The 18,937-nt window shown below is 61.8% G+C and carries 13 protein-coding genes; 8 read left to right on the top strand and 5 right to left on the bottom strand.

What is annotated here, in order from left to right; all coding sequences use genetic code 11:
• Positions 1 to 44: 44 nt before the first annotated feature.
• Entirely contained in the window at positions 45 to 641 is a 597-nt protein-coding gene (locus T3A99_RS09900) for a MarC family protein (protein WP_047227382.1), read from the top strand.
• Between the two features lie 54 nt (positions 642 to 695).
• Here the strand turns inward: T3A99_RS09900 and T3A99_RS09905 are convergent, their stop codons facing one another.
• The 5 genes from T3A99_RS09905 to cobG all read right to left on the bottom strand — a co-directional run bounded on the left by T3A99_RS09905 (position 696) and on the right by cobG (position 12,595).
• Entirely contained in the window at positions 696 to 7,769 is a 7,074-nt protein-coding gene (locus tag T3A99_RS09905; protein WP_416221550.1) for a TcdA/TcdB pore-forming domain-containing protein, read from the bottom strand.
• 465 nt (positions 7,770 to 8,234) lie between these two features.
• Positions 8,235 to 9,926, bottom strand: coding sequence for a precorrin-3B C(17)-methyltransferase (cobJ, locus tag T3A99_RS09910; protein ID WP_322834254.1), 1,692 nt, complete (start codon positions 9,924 to 9,926; stop codon positions 8,235 to 8,237).
• Entirely contained in the window at positions 9,926 to 10,660 is a 735-nt protein-coding gene (locus tag T3A99_RS09915) for a precorrin-2 C(20)-methyltransferase (protein ID WP_080962883.1), read from the bottom strand. Before T3A99_RS09915 ends, cobJ begins: the two co-directional genes overlap by 1 nt.
• Positions 10,657 to 11,283, bottom strand: a complete 627-nt coding sequence (locus T3A99_RS09920; protein WP_322834255.1) for a precorrin-8X methylmutase — start codon at positions 11,281 to 11,283, stop codon at positions 10,657 to 10,659. The genes T3A99_RS09915 and T3A99_RS09920 overlap by 4 nt, the downstream gene beginning before the upstream one ends.
• Positions 11,276 to 12,595 (bottom strand): precorrin-3B synthase, encoded by a 1,320-nt coding sequence (gene cobG / locus T3A99_RS09925; RefSeq protein WP_322834256.1) that lies wholly within the window; start codon positions 12,593 to 12,595, stop codon positions 11,276 to 11,278. The genes T3A99_RS09920 and cobG overlap by 8 nt, the downstream gene beginning before the upstream one ends.
• 405 nt (positions 12,596 to 13,000) lie before the next feature.
• Between cobG and T3A99_RS09930 the strand changes: the two genes are divergently transcribed.
• The 7 genes from T3A99_RS09930 (at position 13,001) to T3A99_RS09960 (ending at position 18,932) form a co-directional block, all read left to right on the top strand.
• Positions 13,001 to 13,906, top strand: coding sequence for a zeta toxin family protein (locus T3A99_RS09930; RefSeq protein WP_322834257.1), 906 nt, complete (start codon positions 13,001 to 13,003; stop codon positions 13,904 to 13,906).
• 304 nt (positions 13,907 to 14,210) lie between these two features.
• Complete coding sequence (cbiE, locus tag T3A99_RS09935; RefSeq protein ID WP_322834258.1) at positions 14,211 to 15,422, top strand: precorrin-6y C5,15-methyltransferase (decarboxylating) subunit CbiE; 1,212 nt, start codon at positions 14,211 to 14,213, stop codon at positions 15,420 to 15,422.
• Positions 15,415 to 16,512, top strand: a complete 1,098-nt coding sequence (locus tag T3A99_RS09940) for a cobalt-precorrin-5B (C(1))-methyltransferase (RefSeq protein ID WP_322834259.1) — start codon at positions 15,415 to 15,417, stop codon at positions 16,510 to 16,512. The genes cbiE and T3A99_RS09940 overlap by 8 nt, the downstream gene beginning before the upstream one ends.
• Entirely contained in the window at positions 16,509 to 17,231 is a 723-nt protein-coding gene (locus T3A99_RS09945; protein WP_274090543.1) for a cobalt-precorrin-6A reductase, read from the top strand. The genes T3A99_RS09940 and T3A99_RS09945 overlap by 4 nt, the downstream gene beginning before the upstream one ends.
• A gap of 319 nt (positions 17,232 to 17,550) precedes the next feature.
• On the top strand, positions 17,551 to 17,955 hold the full coding sequence (locus T3A99_RS09950; RefSeq protein WP_322834260.1) for a DUF2946 domain-containing protein: 405 nt from the start codon (positions 17,551 to 17,553) through the stop codon (positions 17,953 to 17,955).
• Positions 17,956 to 18,002: 47 nt separating this feature from the next.
• On the top strand, positions 18,003 to 18,482 hold the full coding sequence (locus tag T3A99_RS09955) for a copper chaperone PCu(A)C (protein WP_047227371.1): 480 nt from the start codon (positions 18,003 to 18,005) through the stop codon (positions 18,480 to 18,482).
• Positions 18,483 to 18,539: 57 nt separating this feature from the next.
• On the top strand, positions 18,540 to 18,932 hold the full coding sequence (locus T3A99_RS09960; RefSeq protein ID WP_322834329.1) for a DUF2946 domain-containing protein: 393 nt from the start codon (positions 18,540 to 18,542) through the stop codon (positions 18,930 to 18,932).
• The last annotated feature ends 5 nt before the right edge of the window (positions 18,933 to 18,937 follow it).

The raw sequence follows: 18,937 nt of genomic DNA on the forward strand, positions 1-18,937 counted from the left end.
CCTGATAGACTCCCCGACGTCTTTCTCCGCCTTGAGCCTCGACCATGCTTCATGTGTTGTTCAGCGTTTATCTGAAGATGCTGGTGCTCTACAGCCCCTTCTTCGTGCTGTCGTGTTTTATCGGCCTGACTCGCGGCTACTCGCGCAAGGAACAACGGCGCCTGGCCTGGAAAGTCGCGATCGCGACGCTGGTGTCCAGCGTATTGCTGTATTTGTTCGGACGGGTGATTTTCAGCGTGTTCGGCATCACCGTGGATGCGTTCCGAATCGGCGCCGGCAGCGTGCTGTTCATTTCGGCGCTGGGCATGGCCCAAGGCAAATCAGCCGTACAGACAGATAATGTTCAGCAGGACGTGACCATTGTCCCGCTGACCATTCCGTTGACGGTCGGCCCCGGCACCATTGGCGCCCTGCTGGTGATGGGCGTGAGCCAGCCGCACTGGGACGACAAACTCATGGCCATCATCAGCATCGCCCTGGCCAGCTTTACCGTCGGCGTGGTGCTTTACCTGTCCAGCCGCATCGAGCGGATTCTCGGTGACCAGGGCTTACAGATTGTCAGCCGCCTGATGGGGTTGTTTGTCTGCGCGTTGGCCGCGCAGATCATCTTTACCGGGGTCAGAGGCTATCTGGTGCCCTGACACAGCAGCGGTCTGCTTGCGACGTAAGACCCCAGCGAGAATATCGGACCGTGGTCAACTCACCAGATTGCTTTCCTCCTCATACGATACGTGTGACAACTCTTTGAGCGCGACACCGTTGCTGGCATTCTGCAAAGCACCCAACTGCTCAATCAGTGTCGAGACGGTGTAATGCCGGTTTCCTCCAAAGCTGAGCACGACTTCTCCGCGCAAGTTGACATCCGCCGCATACACTTCACGAAAAATCACACTGTGCCCACTGTTCGGGTCGATGATCACCAGATGTTCATGGATGGGGCTCAGCAACAACTGGTCAGGCTCATCGTGCTCCCAGATCAACTTACCGGGGATTGTCTGCGCGCTGCCCAGCGAGTGCCGGCAATCGAGAATGACCGACTTGACTCTCAACCAGGCCGCTTTCGACAACCTGTAACTCACCGCGCCTTGTCCCATGCGCAGGACCAGAGTCGTAACATCGTCCGGCATCAGCGCAAGAAGATCATCAACCTTCATCTGGCCCTCAATAGCCAGAACCTCGGCATCACGCCGGATGTAACTGAGTGGCCCAAGATGCTCCATACCCGGCAAGGTCAGCAGCTTTCCGTTCCTGCTTTCATGAAGCAGCACGTTGCTCCGCTGCTGGGTGCCCAATAGTTCAAAGGACTCTGGAATGACCGTCTTGGGAACCCGAATCACACGCTCGGTCTCGGCGACGAACCATTGCAGGTTACCGGGCTCCTCCACTGACAGCAGTGCGCTGCGAAATGGCTGGGCCGCCAGCTGTTTGAGGCCCTCGAGCTTCCGGCCACCTTGTGCGACGACCCATTCGTGAGTGACGCCGGTAATCAACGCCGGCTCCCGGTCTCGCAGCACAACCACCACGCCCTCGAATGTCACGCCACGCAGCCCCACTCCTTCGACCGTCAGTTCGACAAACTGCCAGGGCGCCCATGCACGCTCCGCGGCGGGTAATGCATCAGCCTGCAGCAACTGCGAACCCTGGCCAAAAGCGGACTCCAGTTTCTGCGGATCGATGAATGCCTGGCGATAGACTTCGCCACTCGATACATCGAACAGCCAGGCCGCTTCGCTATCCGGGGTAACGCCGAGCAGGCGCACTTGCTTTGCATGCCCCCATTCAGCCAGCAACAATCGGTTGCCGACGTACCAGGCACACAACCTCGCGTCACCGTTCAAGTGGGTCAAGCCGATCAGGGCAAAGCTGTCGGTTGCGTATTGCCGGGCCAAGGGCTCCAATGCGGACCACCAGTGCGCCCGATCCTTGAGCCACACTTCACTCAAACCGCCCAAGGCCAGTCTGCCCTGGCTCGTCAGGTTGAAGAACAGGCCCTCTGACGTCAGGGCGACGTAGCCGCCGTCAACCGCCATGACGTTTTCCAGCTTCTGCGGGCGCATCCATGTTTCGGACCAGTGTCCCTTTCCCGCCACCTCGGTACGTTGCTTGCGACACAGTTCCTGTCTGAGCCGGTCATAGATGACAAACACATCGCTGTCGCCCGCCGGTGTCAGCAACGTCAGGTCAGTCATGTGCTTGATCGAGTCGGCCCAGCCACGGTGATGGTTGCGGCGGGGTGAGGGACGGATGATCAAGTGATCGCTGCGGCGAACCCAGGCCATGTCCCGCCACTGCGCCTCGGGCTTCCAGCAAACCGAAACAAAGGGGGCAGGCCGCCAGTTGACGGTGATGAAGCTGTCCTTTTCGCTGGCGGACGGGGTAAAGGGGTAGCCGTTACCAAGGATCAGCGACCAGTCGGCCAGTGTTTCGCTGGCACTCAGGACCGACTCCAATGCCAGGTCCAGGTCCCGAGTGATCGAACTGAGCAGCAGTTGCCCCTCATGTATCACATAAACCAGAACATCGCGGGCCTGATCCTTGCGGGTGATTTGCTGAACGACATGAATCACCCCCTGTGCATCCACCTCGACGCGCTTGATGGTGCTTGCGACATTGCTTGCGCCCCACAGCCAATAACGATGGCTCAACAGCCCGGTCACCGCGTCGACTTGCCAGATGATCAGGTTCTGCGGGTCGTAGAAGTAACAGGAAGCACCCGCCACCGCCCCCAACACAGCGGCATCGACACCCGGCATATCGTCACGGATGTACAGGAAGCGGTCCTCCTTCGCGTCGTACCAGGCCGTAACGTAGCGGGGTTCGTCCGGTGCCTCGAACGGAATCAGATAATGGTGCACCGCCGTATACGGCATCACCAGGCGGTGCTTTTGAGCCAGAGTCTTGAGGTGCCCCTGCAACGCCTGTCGACTCATGCCCGGTGGCACATCCTGCTCGACGAGGGTGAGTTTGCATGCCTGCAGCTCAACCTGAAACACTTGATTGTCGGAGATCTTGAGCACAATTTCATGGCTCCCCGTTCCCGTTAGCGTCACCTGGAGCTCACCGATAAACAGTTTCCCTGAACCCTCGAAACGGATGTCGCTCTCGCCGACCCAAGGGGCGTCCAATACCCAACTGGACTTCTGCGCAGGCCCCGACTCAAGGATCAGGCCCACGCCGGGATTGAGTCCCAACGCGCAGCGTTTTCCGGCACCCCGAATCCGATAGGCTACCTTTGCGTGCCAGACGGCAGGGAGAACGGGCACCCCCAGCGAGCGATCGACGGAATCGAGCCACACATCGATCACTGTTGGCCGATAGTCAGGCACCATGCGGTAGAGGATGTAGTCGCTGGGAAACGAATAGAACGAAAACAGGAACAGCCAGCCACCATCCGCTTTCCTTTTTTCCAGACGCCGGGCCGTGTCGAAACCGGTGTCATGGCGCAGGCTCGCGAAGGGCAGCGCCTTGTACTCGTAGCGATAACAGGTTTGCGGTGTGCAAGGCAGGACGACGACCTGGTCTGCCGGCGGCGTGAACTTGACCCGACCTGGCAGATTCAGCTCTCGACGGATATCGATTGCCCGGCGGTAATCGTCATCAAAGGTCGGCACGCCGAAATGATCACGTAGCGGATACAGCCTGGGGCTGTCCAGCACGAGCTCGGAGCGGGTCAGGTCCAGCGTCTGAACGATCAACGAAGAACGCGGCAGCCATGCCCCACTGCGGGCATCAAAGTGATAAGGCTGAAGATGAGCTTTTGTAGCCTCATCGAAGAAAAGCCCGACTTGCTTGGCTTCTTCAGCAATGGTGGCGAAACCCTGGGCCAGCGCGGCCACCCCCACCGCCAGCCCGCCCAGCATCACCGCGGCGCCGCCCAGAAACGCTCCGGCGGTGGTGGCACCGGCGGCGTAAGCGCCTACCGACAACGCCAGACCGGCCGAGTCGAACGCCAGTTGGGTGCCGAACTGCGCGCGTTCCACTTCGTTTCGGGCAGTCGACAACTGATAGATGTCGAAGCCGACATTCGCCAGTTGCAGCAGCCCCCCTGTCGCTTCGCTCACGCTGCTTCCCACCGCCGCCTTCACCACTGGCGCGACGGTACGGGCAATCAGTTTTTCTTCAGCCAGTGCCTGACGCACCAGCCCCACCAGGCCCGCGATATCCACCACGTTGCCGTGAACCAATTGCGCGTAATTGACATAGCCATGCAAGCGCACCGCCAGCGTCAGGGAGCGATCAGGCCCTTCCTGCCGTCTCAATGCATTCATCAATGCCTGTATGGCGAAACCGGCGTTCAGGGTATGGACGCTGCCCACTTCGGTGGGATCGCTGGGCACGGACGGTTTATTGGCCAAGGCTGAAAAACGTTCCGAGAGGTAGCTTTTTATACGCAAGAGTCGATGGTCGTCAGTGACGACCCGTACCAGGTGCTCGGGACTCTCAGGATCGATCAGGCTTATGCGGTACGATCCGTTCGACATGACCTCCAGGGTTTCGAACAACGGCACAAGGCCTGATGCCAATTGACCCGCCTGCTGAAGATGGGCCGTTGCCTGCGCGATCTGTTGCCCCCACCACTGGCCATCCAGCGCCAGCAGACAGTTGCCCAGTCGAGGATTACTCTGCAGCGACTGCCCCCGGGCATTGGCCAGGCGCTGCCTGACCGGGCGCAGCGCCTGCCCGGGCAGCGCGCCGGGTTGCAGCAGTTTGGAAACATCAATTGCACCAGACAATGCCAGGCTCGCCACCTTGGCACCGTCCAGGTCGATGAGATCGAAGGTCGGGCGCGCCGCATCGCCATACGCGGCGTAATAACTGGCCATCTCGTGCTGAAGGAAGAACTGCTCCAAGGCTTGCCTGAAGCGTGTCGCCTGCTGGAACTCGAATACGCCAAAGTTCGGATCGTAGAAGTGATACGTACTGCGCTCCCCCTCTAGGGTCTTGGCCACCAGCATGGCGTGATTATCGGAGTTGAGCATCAGCGTGCTGGTCGTTGTCCTGGCTTGCAGAATGTCCACCACCGCATTCAGATCCGAGCGCGCCAACCCACGGCCGACGTCGCCGATCTGCACGTCGCGCAACGACTCCACGCAGTTGAGGAACGTCTGCGAATCACTGGCCTGAGGCTCGATCACCCCCAGGTAGAACCGCTCACGCAAGGTGTTGACCGCAACCTTGTCCTGCGACAAGGCTGCCGCCATTGCCAGGGCCAAGGGATAACAACGTCCGCCCACCCTGTCGCCATCGCCCTGGAGCAGCAGATCCTGAGGTACAAGCTTGATTGTGTCGGCATCGAAATCGTCCAGGACAGTACCGAGGCGTTCAACGACCCGGACACGGTATTCAAGCTTCGCCACCTGGCGGATCCGGGCGACGTGCTGGCCCCATTGGCGCAATGTCAAAGGCTGCTCCAGGGCGTTTTTCTTCAGGGCCAGGGCGGTTTCCTCATGCCCTGGCGGATACTCGGCCGCACTGGCAAGCCCGGCCAGAAAAGCCGGCGCCTTACGTTGGTACAACGCATGCTCGATCGTTGCATAGCCGCCGGCGCTTCCCTGGTTCGCGACGTTGTTGGCCAGGTTATCCAACTGCGGGCGTACCGCATCGAAGCTGCGATTATCCAAGGCCGTCGCACCGGTCAAGCCCCCCAGCAGCAGACGTTGCAGGGGACTCAATTGAGCGACTTCAAAATCACCTTTGGCGAGGCGCTCCAGAAGCTCAACGACGGACAACCGGCGCGTTTGCTGATCGCTCAACGATGCTGGCGGTAACGCACTGGCGCTTTGGGCGAGGATCGACTGACGTTCATCAAAACCCAGCGGTATCGCCTTGTCGAAAATCACCGTCCCGTCATGGCCCAGACTCATCATCTGCATGAACGGCTTACCCAGCTCATCGGCAAGATGCTGCAAAAGCTCGGTGGACAACACATGTCGCCCCTCGATCACCGGCCAGCCTTCATCGAACTGGAGCGTACGGTATTTGAGCAGCTCGGCCATATCGCCGGCATAACGAGCCTTGAACCGGCCCTCTTGCCAGCGTTTTTTCTCGTTAACGAGCCATTGCCCGGTGTCACTTTCGTTTTCCTTCCAGGAGTGATCCAGCTCCTCCTCGGTGGCCCCATTGACGCTGCCGACGGCGGCGATGGCCGCCTCCGCGCGCCACTGCTCGGCGGTTCGCGGGGTGAAATGCGCCCGGTGGTAATCGGCCATCCCCTCGCGCATGGCGGCTGGGCCGGTCAGGTAGATCGTCACTTCGCTCTGGGGGCGGATACCGTCGCTGTAGTAAGTGGCGGCCGCCTCCACCAGAAACGCCGCGGCCATTTCCGCTTCCGGCGACAGTTCGTGAAACGCACCGAAAACCTGCGTTGCGGCCTGACGCGCAAGGCCGATCATGCTCTGGGCATCGGTAAGGGCAACGTTTTGCTCATCGGCCAGGCGCGCGGTGGCATCGACGATTTCATAGTTGAGCCTGAAACGCTCGAGCACGGTTTTGAGCATCGCCGCCCCAGGGTGGCCCATCAAAAAAGCGTTGCTCAACGAGTTTCGCGCGGCAACGGCGCGCAGCTCGTACGGACGCGCCAGACGCTCCACCGGCGGGCGAAAAACGCGGTTCAACTCGGGCTGGCTTTTAGCGAACCGCTCCAGCGCATCGCGATGCTGCGACGGGATCGCGTGGAGATAATCCGTGTACTGGCTGCGCAATGCCTGACGGCCGGGCATCCAATCCGGGTTTCGATCAAGCAACAACTGCAACACCCCCAGGCGCGCGTCGGTCTTGAACTCACGAATGTCCACCTCCCCCAGTTTCTCCAGCAAGGGCGGCAGGTGATCGATATCGACATAGCTGCCCCCTTCGGCGAACAGGGCTTCGACACGCACAATGTCGGAGCCCCCGGCAAACATGCCACGCAGACTGATCTCGCGTTCGTAGATATCCCGCAAGTGAAGGGGTGCTTGACCGGCGGCAACGTCGCGCAGGCTCAGGCAACCCTCAGCCAAGGCCGTGAGGCTGAGGCGGTTATCGTTCATCAGGGTATTGAGCCGCGCCTTATCCTGGCCGTAGGCGCGAACCAGCAGATCGATTCGAGCCTCATCGGCACTGCCGCCGTTCTTCACAACCTTGGTGATATGCGCATACATCTGCTGCTTCAGGACGATGGCGCGTTCTTCATAACGGTCGCCCAACTCCAACGGATCGACACTGGCCTGCCCGCCATTGAGCATGGCATCGGCCTTCGCGGCTTCGACAATGATCCGGTTGGTCTCATAGGCCAGCAGCGCGTCGCTGTCATACCAGAGACTGAGGCGATAGCCCTGCGGGCCCATCACCTTTTTCCAGATATTGATGTAATCACGCTGAATCGCCCCGACGCCGCCCCCAAGCCAGACAAAATGCAGGTTTTTCGGCACTTCGGTAGCGGGTAGTTTCAACTGCTCGAAGCTGTTGTGCAGGCGCGCTTCGAAACCCTCGATTTTGTTTTGTATCTGCGCCAGGTTCGCAGGCCCGGCGCCATCGGTGCTCAGCGGCTCCGGCGCACGACGGCGCCGGCTGTTTCCCTGCAAGGTTCCCACCGCCTGCTTGAGCAGCCCCAACGGTTCCAACATGCGCGCAGAATCCAACAAGGCGATACAACCAAAGTAATACCGAAGTACCGAATCATATTGTTCGGAACCCTTGTACGGTATTAATGCCCGTTCAAGATCCTTTAGTTTCAACAAACTCACAAAATCGACGTAGTCATCCGCCGATGAGCGCTCAGGTTCACTCATAAACAATACTTCCATTTATCGTATATAAATACAGGACAGCCTTGCACGATGACCGCCGACAAGCGCTTCCAAGCACTCGGGCAGCCTCTGCATCAAGTCATCCAAAGAAATAATCTTGTCAGGAGAATTTGCGCGCTCTCTCCTGCAATAGATAAGTAGCAGCCATCCCCAGTGCGCCCCAACAACAGCGTTCACTCAGGCCGCAAACAGCACTTTACAGTCCCAATCAATTTCAAAGCGGAAGCAAACATAGCCCACACTTCGAACGCTGTTCAACTCACAAGGAATTCAATAAGTTTCCGAACACAATGACTTAGCGCTCGCGCATCGAATATTTATTTCATTATTCAAACAAACAGGTATTCGCGACGTCTACAGCGTCAAACAGCGGGTCGTCTTGTACCCACGAAGTCTCGAACATGACGAAGTCAGATAGAGGCGGCCCAGGCGGGCCGCCGGGTTTTATCAGAGCGGTTTGCTGCCATACCAACGCGGCGTGTACACCCAGTCGCCCCCTTCGGCGCGCGGGAATACACACGTGGTGGAGGAACCGATCAGCACCATGGTGCGCATATCCACCTGTTCCGGGGTCAACTGCCCCAAAGTCGTGACCCGCAGGGTCTGGCCCGGACGACCGATATCACGCCCCAACACCACCGGCGTGTGCGGCGTGCGATGTTGCGCAACGATCTCCAGCGCTCGCCCCAGCTGCCACGGTCGGGAACGGGAGATCGGGTTGTAGAACGCCAGGGCCAGGTCTGCTTCAGCCGCCAGATCCAGGCGTTTCTCGATGATCGACCACGGTTTGAGATTGTCCGACAGAGACATCACGCAAAAATCATGACCCAGCGGCGCACCGGCCTGGGCGGCGGTGGCGAGGGAAGCCGAGACGCCCGGAAGGATTTGCAGGTCTACGCTATGCCAATGGGCATCCGTCGACTCGTGCAGCGCTTCGAGCACCGCGGCGGCCATGGCGAACACGCCTGGATCGCCGGACGACACCACCACCACGGAACGGCCCTGGGCCGCCAGTTCGAAGGCATGACGGGCACGCTGCATTTCTTCGCGGTTGTCGGTGCAGTGCTGCACCTGATCGGACCGGAAGGGACCGGCCATGCGCACGTAGGTTTCGTAGCCCAGCACATCGGTGGCACGGTCGAGTTCGGCGCGCACGGCCGGCACCATCAACTCGGCAGCGCCGGGGCCAAGGCCGATCACGGCAAGACGCCCGCGCGGGCGACCGATCTGTTCGGGGTCAAGGGGCTGCTCAGTCACGGCGATGGCATGGCTGCCCATGACCTGTAGCGATGCCGGTTGGCCGAGGGCATCGCTCAACCCTGTTTCGAGGTTGCCATTGATTGCGGCAAAACGCAGCGGCACACCCAAGGCCGATGCCGTTTCGTGCAGCTCAGGACGGGCCATGTCGCTGTCCGCCGCCAACAGGCACGCCAGCGACTGCGGCGCGAGGCCGGCCTGCTCCAGTATCGCGCCGATGTCCGTCGACGCCCCTGCACTCAACGCCACCAGCACATTGCGCGGATAAATACGCAGCTCATCCGCCGCCGGTGTACCCGCAGCACTGTCGATACGGATCGCCAACCGTGCCCGTTCATCCTCGGGTAACTGCGCCTGAGCCAGCCACGGCGCGGCGCCTTCGATGCGCACCGATTCACCTGCCAGCAGATCGGAGACAAAACGCTTGCCTTGCTCCAGATCGCCGAGGCTGTAGCCACTCGGCGGATTGAGCAGGCAGGTGCCGAAACGCAATTCGCCGCTGGTGGTGATCGCCGGGGTGACTTGCAGTGCTGTGGCGATATCACGGGCCATGACATTGACCCCGCCCAGCCCGCCAAGCAGCGGCACCACCGCGCTGCCGTCCTCGGCCACCGCCAGCACCGGCGGCTCGACGCCTTTTTCCAGCAGCAGCGGCGCCAGCGTGCGGATGACGATGCCGGCCGCGCACAGGGCGATGATCGGCGTGTCCTGTTGATAGAGTTCGCGCAGCGTTGTGCCGAACTCGGTGTATTGACGATCCACGCCCTCGACCCGTCCGCTCAGGCCATGAATCAGAGCGTCAGGGTAGCGCTGCTGGATCTGTCGGGCGGTGGCGAGACTGCCCGGGCCGAGGATGACAATGGCCGGCACTTTGGAAGTCATCAACCCTGCCACCGTTCGCCGGGCACGATGATCAGCGAGAAGTACGGCGAGGACATCGGCTCGACTTCATCCAGCGGCACGATCTTCTGGTTGGCCATGGTTGCCCGCTCGACGTACAACGCCCGACCGTCCAGGCCCAGTTCCTGGAGCACCTGCCGAACCTTGGGGAAGTTACGCCCCAGCTTCATGATCACCGCCGCATCGGCGTCGGCCAGGCGGCGCTTGAGCTCCTCAAAGGGCAGTACGCCGGAGAGCACCGATAGGCTCTGATTGCGATAGACCAGCGGCGCACCCAGCACCGAGGCGCCACCGAGCATCGAGCACACGCCAGGAATCACCTCGGCGTCATAGCGCTCGGCCAGGCGATCGTGCAGGTACATGTAAGAGCCGTAGAAGAACGGATCGCCCTCGCAGATCACCGCCACATCACGACCGGCATCCAGATGCACGGCCAACTGCTCGGCAGCGGTGTCGTAGAAGTCGGCGATGACCTGTTCATAGGACAGCGGGGCCGGCAGCGCTTCGGTAGTCACCGGATAGACCAGCGGCAGCAACGTCTGCGCCTCCTGCAAATGCGCCTCGATGATGCCGAAAGCGTTGCCCTTCTTGCCCTTGGCGACAAAGTACGCCACCACCGGCGATTCGCGCAGCAGGCGCAGGGCCTTGACCGTAATCAGTTCCGGGTCACCGGGGCCTACGCCGAGGCCGATCAGACGTCCAGGCTGCTGCATCATTCAATCTCCGTAGCGAGGGCGTTGACGGCGGCGGCGGCCATGGCGCTGCCGCCGAGCCGGCCTTGCATGATCACGAACGGCACGCCACGGCTGTTGGCTGCCAGCATCGCCTTGGACTCGGCGGCCCCGACGAAGCCCACCGGGAAGCCCAGGATCAGTGCCGGTTTCGGCGCGCCGGCATCGAGCATTTCCAACAGGTAGAACAGGGCGGTCGGCGCGTTGCCGATCACCACGACACTGCCTTCCAGATGCGGACGCCAAAGCTCCAGGGCGGCCGCCGAACGGGTGTTGCCCAATTCAAGGGCCAACGCCGGCACGCTCTCGTCGCGCAAGGTACAGATCACCGGATTGTTCGCTGGCAGGCGAGCCCGGGTCACGCCTTCGCTGACCATCCGCGCATCGCACAGGATCGGCGCACCGGCGGCCAGTGCCTGGCGTCCCGCCGTGCCAGCGCCCTCGGAAAACTGCAGGCCATCGACGGCCTCGACCATGCCGCAGGCGTGAATCACCCGCACCGCGAGTTTTTCCAAGTCGGCCGGAATGCGCTCCAGGTTGGCTTCGGCGCGAATGATCGCGAAGGAGTTGCGATAGATCTCCTGACCGTCGCGGATGTAATCAAGCATCAAGGGGGCTCCGGGGGCGAGCGTCGAGCCAGTGGCCGAGCGCTTCAATAGTTAGATCGTGCGCCTGCAACGCGCCGAAACCCGGCAGCGTCGCATCGCGAAAATACAGGTCGTAACGACCGGGGGCGACCGCCAGCAAGGTGGCGGGCGCGACATGGGCCGCTGCGCAGGAACGCGGACAGCCCGAGAGATGGATCCTCAGGGCACGGCCCTGGCGTTGCAGCAGCTCGGCCAATTGACGAGCATCGGCCTTGGTGTCGGCCAGGGCTTTGCCACAGCCACTGGAGCCGGTACACGCGATGAGTTGCGCCAGAGGTTGATCGAGCGAGCACAACAGCCCCAGCTCCTCGAGCCGTGCCAGCACATCGGGCGCATCCTCGCGGCGCACGTTGGGCAGCAACAGGCTCTGCCAGGGGCTGAAACGCAGGCTGGCGTCGCCCTTGTCCCGCGCCAATTGCGCCGCTGCGCGCAGCATGACGGCGTCGAGCCGGCCCAGAGGCGCCGCCGCGCCAACGTAGACCCGGTCGTCGTACTGGGAATGGATGCCGATGTGCAATCCGTCGATGGACTCGCCCCGCCGCCAATCCGGAGGGGGCTGCAACGCCACGCGGCGGGCCAACTGGACGAGGAACTCATCCCTCGGGATTTCGGCCAGCACGTGACGCATGCGCGTCTGGTCGGGACGGGCCAGGTCGAGAAACAACTCCAGCACCGCTACCACCAAATCATGTCCCTGGGCCAGGCCCACAGCGCCGTCCGGCTTATCCAGCGGGGTGCCGGCCAGCCCGAAGGCCAGCCACGGCTCGCCGTTGCGAACCAGCGCCGAGAGCCACAGGTCATGGTGATGTTCAAGCATCGCCAACCCTTCCCCGCCGTCCAATTGCACGGCGAACTTGGCCGACAGCTCATGGAAGCGTTCATGGGTTTGCAGGGTGAAAAGAATCCGCGCGGCCAACGGACGGGTATCGAGCAGCATCTGCCGGTCGATCCCGGCCGTGGGGCTGAGCATCAGGTTGCGCACGTCATCGCCGGCCAGTTTGCGGGGGCCAAGTCCGGCGTTCAGCAAGGGCTCGATCAACGCATCGTGCCGGGGCCCAATCCCACGGATTTGCAGGTTGGCGCGGTTGGTCGCCTCGATGACGCCACCGGCGAACCGCTCGGCCGCCAACGCCACGGCGTCGGCCTGATCCGCCTGGATGGAACCACCGTCGAGCTTGATCCGGCAGATCCCTCCGTCCAGCGCCTGGACGACACGCAGCAACCCCGGACAACCCGAGGGGCGTATGACGCTGGATGATGGACGTTCGTTCAAGGGCAAACCGGTCGATAAGGCACGCCGCAACGGCGAAGGCCCGCCATTATGCCTGCTTTGCCGGGGGGCATGAAAAGCTTGCTGGTCGGATTTCGGGCATCGCGCTGCGCCAGGGAGCCGATCACGGCCACAAAACGGGGGGAGCGAGCCTGTTCGCGATAGCGGTCCACCTGAAAGGGTGATGTTGAATGTGCCAGGGCCTTCGCGAGCAAGCCCGCCAAAGGGGTTCGGTGTCAGGCACGCTGACGTAAGTTTCCGGCGCCTTCCATGTAGGGATTTTTACCCTAAAAAACAGGCACATATCTTGGAACACATGCTCATTTGAACAAGCCGCAAAACCCCGCTTTATTCAAAGGGCAGCCACTCACTTCACTTCATGGGAATCTTTGATAAGGACATCAGGATATGCCACACGCATCGAATTACGCCTACACCCCGGAACAGGTCACGACCGCATTCACCGGAATCACCGACACGCTGTTCAATGGCATTACGGTCGAGTCCGTCCCCAAAATGCTGATCGTCGCCGGATCGCAGGGATCGGGTAAAACCTATCTGCTGGAAAAAAGCCTCCTGCCCTCCCAACGCTACGACAATCATGTGCGCCTGTACCTGCCCGAGTACCGGGAAAAACACCCTCACTACGCCGAAATGATCAAACGCGGTGTGCTGCATGCTTATGAGCATACAGAGGCCTTTGTTCGAGAGGTTTGCTCGAAAATCTTCGCAGAGGCGTTCAGGAAAAAATACAACATCATCATGGAATGCGCGTTCGATAGCATCGATTTCGCGGCCTTCCCGGCGATGGCCACGGCAGCGGGCTATCAGCTGGAAACCCACATCATCGCCTGCAAAAAAGAGTTCGCTCATCTATCGAGTATCAAAAGAGCCCTCAGAAGCCTGGAAAAACAGGAGCTGGAAAGGTTCGTCACGCTATCGGCGCTCAATGCCAGCCTGGGCAACGCCCAGCCGACCCTGCTGGCTATCGAGACGGCGGCCAAAGCAGTCAGCGGCTCGCAGATATACTTGTACGAGCGCGGGTTCGGCCCTTTGAAGGAACGGATCCTGCGCACCCAAAGCACCTATACCCTCGATCCGGACGGGACTTTGCTCATCGCGGGACCGAAGGTGGTTTATGCAAATGCCTTCGAGATCATCACCAACAACCGCCTCCACCTCATCGGCGACCGCGAAGAAATGGTAAAGGAGTGCCACCTGATACTGCTCAAGACCCAGCCCCATGCTGAACACGTACCCGACTCGGTCTACAACGATCTGTATGCCTATATCCTCAAATACGTCTACCGATGAATCGGCTGCCTGCTTGAGAAGGTGATGTTGAATGTGCCGACGCCATCGCGAGCAGGCTCGCTCCCACAGGGGATTTGTGACGGCCTCAGACTCTGCGGGACCTGTGGCGAACACAAACCTAGTGCCTCCCCCAATCAAAACTGTGGGAGCGAGCCTGCTCGCGAAGCGGTCTGTCTGAATCGGTGCCGCACGCCGGCAGGCTCCCAACAGCCCACGCCATAACCGAAGGCGCACGGTATGATGGCGGCCCGGTTCGCGTGCGCAACAAGCCCGCCGATCAAACCTATCCATTCGAGGAACAGAGATGACCCCCTGGCTGACCGTAGTGGGCATCGGTGAAGACGGCTTCAAGGGCCTGGGCCGAGCGGCTCGCCACGCTTTGCTGCATGCCTCGCGTATTCTGGGCAGTGAGCGCCAGTTGGCGCTATTGCCGCTGTGCATCCGCGGTGAACGGGAGCTGTGGCCCAGTCCATTTTCCCTCGAACCGCTGCTGGCACGGCGCGGAGACCCCGTGTGCGTGCTGGCCAGCGGCGATCCCATGTTCTATGGCGTAGGCGCCAGCCTCGCCAAACACCTGCCTGGCGAGCAGATGCGGGTCATTCCAGCGCCATCGTCCTGTTCGCTGGCGGCGGCCCGCATGTGTTGGCCCTTGCAGGAGGTGGTCACCCTGTCGCTGGTGGCACGGCCCCTGGCGGCACTCAGCGCTCACTTATCCACAGGCGTCCGGCTGTTGCTGCTGAGCAACGACCGCCACAGTCCTGCCGCCGTGGCGGCGCTACTTCGCGAGCGCGGCTTCGGCCCCAGCCCCATGACCGTGCTCGAACATCTGGGCGGCGCCGCCGAACGGCGGATCGAAAGCTCTGCGGCACAATGGTCCGATCCCACCGTCGCGGACCTGAACCTGATCGCCGTCGAATGCCGCGCCGAACCCTCGGCGTTACGCCTGTCGCGCCTGGCCGGTTTGCCGGACACTGCGTTTGAACATGACGGCCAGCTCACCAAACGTGACGTGCGCGCCATTACCCTCGCCCGTCTGGCCCCGATGCCCAGTGAATTGCTCTGGGATGTGGGGGCGGGCAGCGGCTCCATCGGTATCGAATGGATGCGCGCCCACCCCAGTTGCCGAGCCCTGGCCATCGAGGCCGACGAAGGCCGCCAAGGGTTGATCGAACGAAACCGCGACACCCTAGGCGTGCCCGGCCTGCAACTGATCCGCGGGCGGGCACCGCAGGCTCTGGAAGGACTGGAGCCGCCGGACGCGGTATTCATCGGCGGCGGCGTAACCCGCGAGGGCGTGCTCGACGCTTGCTGGGCTCGACTCAAGCCCGGCGGACGGCTGGTGGCCAACGCCGTGACGCTGCAGAGCGAGATGACGCTGATGAACTGGCGCGAACTTCATGGCGGCGAACTGACCCGTATCCACATCGCCCAGGCCCAGCCATTGGGCGAGTTCGACACCTGGCGCCAGGCATTGCCCATCACCTTGCTCGACCTGGTCAAACCCTTCGATGCGTGACGAAACCGCCGAACAACCCGCGCCCCTGCGCAGCGGCCTGACCACCGGCAGTTGCGCCACCGCCACCAGTCTGGCGGCCGCCCGGCTGCTGCTTTGCGGCATCCAGGCCGATGCCGTGGAGATCGTGCTGCCCAAAGGCAAGCACGTGCAGATGCGCCTGGAATTCTGCCGCCTGACCGAGCAAGGCGCCGAAGCCGGGACGATCAAGGACGCCGGCGATGACCCGGACGTGACCCACGGCGCGCTGCTGTTTTCCCAGGTGAGGCTGATAACCGAGCCTGGGGTGCGCTTCATTGCCGGGCGTGGCGTGGGCACCGTGACGCGGCCAGGATTGGTATTGGACGTCGGTGAGCCGGCGATCAATCCGGTACCACGTAAAATGATCGGCGACCACCTGGGACGGCTGGCCGAGCAAGCCGGGTATGCCGGCGGCTTCGAGGTCACGGTCAACGTTGAGGGCGGCGAAGCGCTGGCGCTGAAAACCATGAATCCCCGGCTGGGGATCCTCGGCGGCCTGTCGATCCTCGGCACCAGCGGCATCGTCCGACCATTCTCCTGCGCGGCCTACATTGCCTCGATCCACCAGGGCATCGACGTGGCGAAAACCAACGGTTACCTGCACATCGCCGCCTGCACCGGCAACGCCAGCGAAGACACCATGCGCCGGGTCTACAACCTGCCGGAAATCGCCCTGATCGAAATGGGCGATTTTGTCGGGGCGGTGCTCAAGCATGTGCGAAAGGTGCCCGTGGAGAAGCTCAGCCTCTGTGGCGGCTTTGGCAAAATCAGCAAATTGGCCGCCGGTCACATGGACCTGCACAGCCGTCATTCAAGTATCGACCTGCCACAACTGGCGCAATGGGCAGCCGCCATCGGTGCCGATGAGGCATTGCAGCAAGGCATTCGCCAGGCCAACACCAGCCAGCAAGCCCTGGCGATGGCCAGCGCCGCTGGCATCGCCCTCGGCGACGCAGTCTGCGAACACGCCTTGGCCTTCGCTCGCGGCATCGTACCAGCCCAGGTCCAGGTCGAAGTCTTCGCCATCGACCGCCAGGGCGGCGTCGTCGGTCACGCCGGAGTTTTCAAATGAACCGCATTCTGCTGCTGGGGGGTGTCACCGAAGCCCTGGCCATCGCCCGCACCCTGGGCCCAACACACCTCTACAGCCTGGCGGGGATCGGCCGCGTTCCCACCGACCTGACCTGTCAGGTGCGCGTCGGCGGCTACGGCGGCGCCGAAGGGCTGACGCAATTCATTCGTGACCAAAGCATCGACCTGTTGCTGGATGCGACCCACCCCTACGCCGCACAGATCAGCCACAACGCCGCCCACGCAGCCCGCGCTTGCGGCATTCCCTGCTGGGCCCTGCGCCGTCCGGCATGGCAACCCCAGGCCGGGGATGACTGGCGCGAAGTGGCCGACTGGGCCGAACTGATCCAGGCCCTGCTGCCGTTCCACCGCCCCCTCTTCACCCTTGGCCGCGAGCCGCTGCAACACCTGCACGAAATCCCGCCCGAGCAATTCTGGACCCTGCGGGCCCTGGAGGTTTACCCCGGTAATGAGCGCTGCGAAGTCATAGGTGCCCGTGGACCGTTTCATATTGACGGTGAGCGCGAACTGTTCGAACGGCGGCGGATCGATGTGCTGATCAGCAAGAACAGCGGCAGCACGGCCACCGAGCCGAAGCTGGAAGTAGCGCGGGAGCGGGGGCTGCCGGTGTTGGTGTTGAAGCGGCCGGTGTTGCCGGGGGTGGATCGGGAGTTTGGGACGGTGGGTGAGGTGCTGCAGGGGCTTCGGCATTTGGTCTGACAGTCCCCTGCACCCGGGGCCGCTTCGCGCCCCAACGGGGATAAATCCCCTCGCCACAAAGAGTGCGCACACCCCTAGATTTTCAAAGGAATGCTATGGCCCTGACACGAAGCTATAAACACATGATGAAGCCCCTACTCTGCTTTTGAACGCAGAGCCGGAGATGATCAAAATCCCTTGCCATAAAAGCACTCCCTTGAAGATCTGTTGCTACTGTTAACCCAAGCCCTGCGACCCTACACCGCACGTGCTCTTTTTACTTATCAACCCCGATCAGGCTAAATACCGCCACCTGATCGACCATCGAGCGGATTGCCCCATGTCCCGACAACGGCTTGCATTTGCCTGGATCGCCTGCTTCGCAGTGCTGTTCAACATGCTTGCCATGCCGCTTTCCGGCAGCGGTGGTGCGATGGCACAGGCCCAGTCGCCAGCCGAGCAATTGCTGTGGGGCAGTTTCTGCTCTTCCAACGGAACGAAACTGGTGGCGATTTCCCTGGGCAAGTTCGAGCAGAGCACGCCGCAGAACGACGATCACTCGACGATGCAGCATTGCTGGTGCTGTGCGGGGTCGCCGCCCTTGGTGGCGCTCACCGGGCACGAGCCGCAGTTGTACCTGAATGCTCAGCCGGCCCATCGCGGCGCTGCCCACCCACTGCTCGACAGCCCCACACCGCGCCAGCAATGGCCGAGCCTCAATCCCCGCGCCTCACCTCTGGCCTGATTCTTCCCGCATGCCCCTGCGCCCTGAATCGTTCCGGAGAATGCCCCATGCTGAACAGACTTATCCTGCTGGCCGCCCTGCTGCTTCCCGTCGGCTTCGCCCAAGCTCACCAGTACAAAGCGGGCGAGCTTGAAATCGCCCATCCATGGTCCCAGGAATTGCCGCCCAATGCGCCGACCGTGGCCGCGTACTTCGTGATTCACAACAAGGGCACAACCGCCGACAAACTGCTCAGCGTCGATTCGCCGATTGCCGACAAAGCCGAGCTCCACGAACACGTGATGCAAAACGACCTGATGAAAATGCAAGCGGTGCCCGTCGTTGATATCGCCCCCGGTGCGACTGTCACCTTCGCGCCGATGGCTTATCACGTGATGCTGCTGGGGCTGGAGGATCGCAGTCTGCTCAGCGACGGCAAACGCTTCCCTCTGACCCTGCATTTCGAAAAAGCGGGGGATGTCACGGTCGATGTCGCGGTGCAGAAAAAAGCCCCCGACAGCAGCAAAACCCAAACGCACGCCCACTGATCACCTTTGCCCATGCGAACGCCCCGCGCCAGGTCGGTCATGCCCCGCCGTCAGCTGATGAGCCTGACACGCGGCAGCTGGATCAGCCTGTTCGCCATGCTGATGATCTTTATCGGTCCGCTGATTTCTCAGTCGATGCCGATGGATCAGCGCATGTCTTCGTCCATGAACATGAACATGAACATGGACATGTCGGCGGGCGTTCACGCCGAGCATGAAGCACCGAAAGCCGAACATTGCCCGCCCCAGAGCGAGCATCACGTACTGTGGGAAAAGTGTGGTTATTGCAGCCTGCTGTTCAATTGCCCCGCGCTGACGGGGGGGCATAGCTTCGCCGTCTTCGATACCCTGCCACCCCACACCTACACCAGCCCCTCGCCACGCCTGGGCCATGCCCGGACGTCATTCTTCCCCGGTGCCCGCACCCGCGCACCGCCCCTCGACGCGTAGCCCCC

The sequence above is a fragment of the Pseudomonas sp. N-137 genome, from assembly GCF_034555295.1.
Classification (GTDB): Bacteria; Pseudomonadota; Gammaproteobacteria; order Pseudomonadales; family Pseudomonadaceae; genus Aquipseudomonas; species Aquipseudomonas rhizophila.

Excerpts from the sequence above, each read along its gene's own strand:
- cobJ (WP_322834254.1), bottom strand. The coding sequence starts at position 9,926 with ATGACTTCCAAAGTGCCGGCCATTGTCATCCTCGGCCCGGGCAGTCTC.
- cbiE (WP_322834258.1), top strand. The coding sequence starts at position 14,211 with ATGACCCCCTGGCTGACCGTAGTGGGCATCGGTGAAGACGGCTTCAAG.
- T3A99_RS09955 (WP_047227371.1), top strand. The coding sequence starts at position 18,003 with ATGCTGAACAGACTTATCCTGCTGGCCGCCCTGCTGCTTCCCGTCGGC.
- T3A99_RS09920 (WP_322834255.1), bottom strand. The coding sequence starts at position 11,283 with ATGCTTGATTACATCCGCGACGGTCAGGAGATCTATCGCAACTCCTTC.
- T3A99_RS09960 (WP_322834329.1), top strand. The coding sequence starts at position 18,540 with ATGAGCCTGACACGCGGCAGCTGGATCAGCCTGTTCGCCATGCTGATG.
- T3A99_RS09945 (WP_274090543.1), top strand. The coding sequence starts at position 16,509 with ATGAACCGCATTCTGCTGCTGGGGGGTGTCACCGAAGCCCTGGCCATC.
- T3A99_RS09940 (WP_322834259.1), top strand. The coding sequence starts at position 15,415 with ATGCGTGACGAAACCGCCGAACAACCCGCGCCCCTGCGCAGCGGCCTG.
- T3A99_RS09950 (WP_322834260.1), top strand. The coding sequence starts at position 17,551 with ATGTCCCGACAACGGCTTGCATTTGCCTGGATCGCCTGCTTCGCAGTG.
- T3A99_RS09905 (WP_416221550.1), bottom strand. The coding sequence starts at position 7,769 with ATGAGTGAACCTGAGCGCTCATCGGCGGATGACTACGTCGATTTTGTG.
- T3A99_RS09900 (WP_047227382.1), top strand. The coding sequence starts at position 45 with ATGCTTCATGTGTTGTTCAGCGTTTATCTGAAGATGCTGGTGCTCTAC.
- T3A99_RS09915 (WP_080962883.1), bottom strand. The coding sequence starts at position 10,660 with ATGATGCAGCAGCCTGGACGTCTGATCGGCCTCGGCGTAGGCCCCGGT.
- T3A99_RS09930 (WP_322834257.1), top strand. The coding sequence starts at position 13,001 with ATGCCACACGCATCGAATTACGCCTACACCCCGGAACAGGTCACGACC.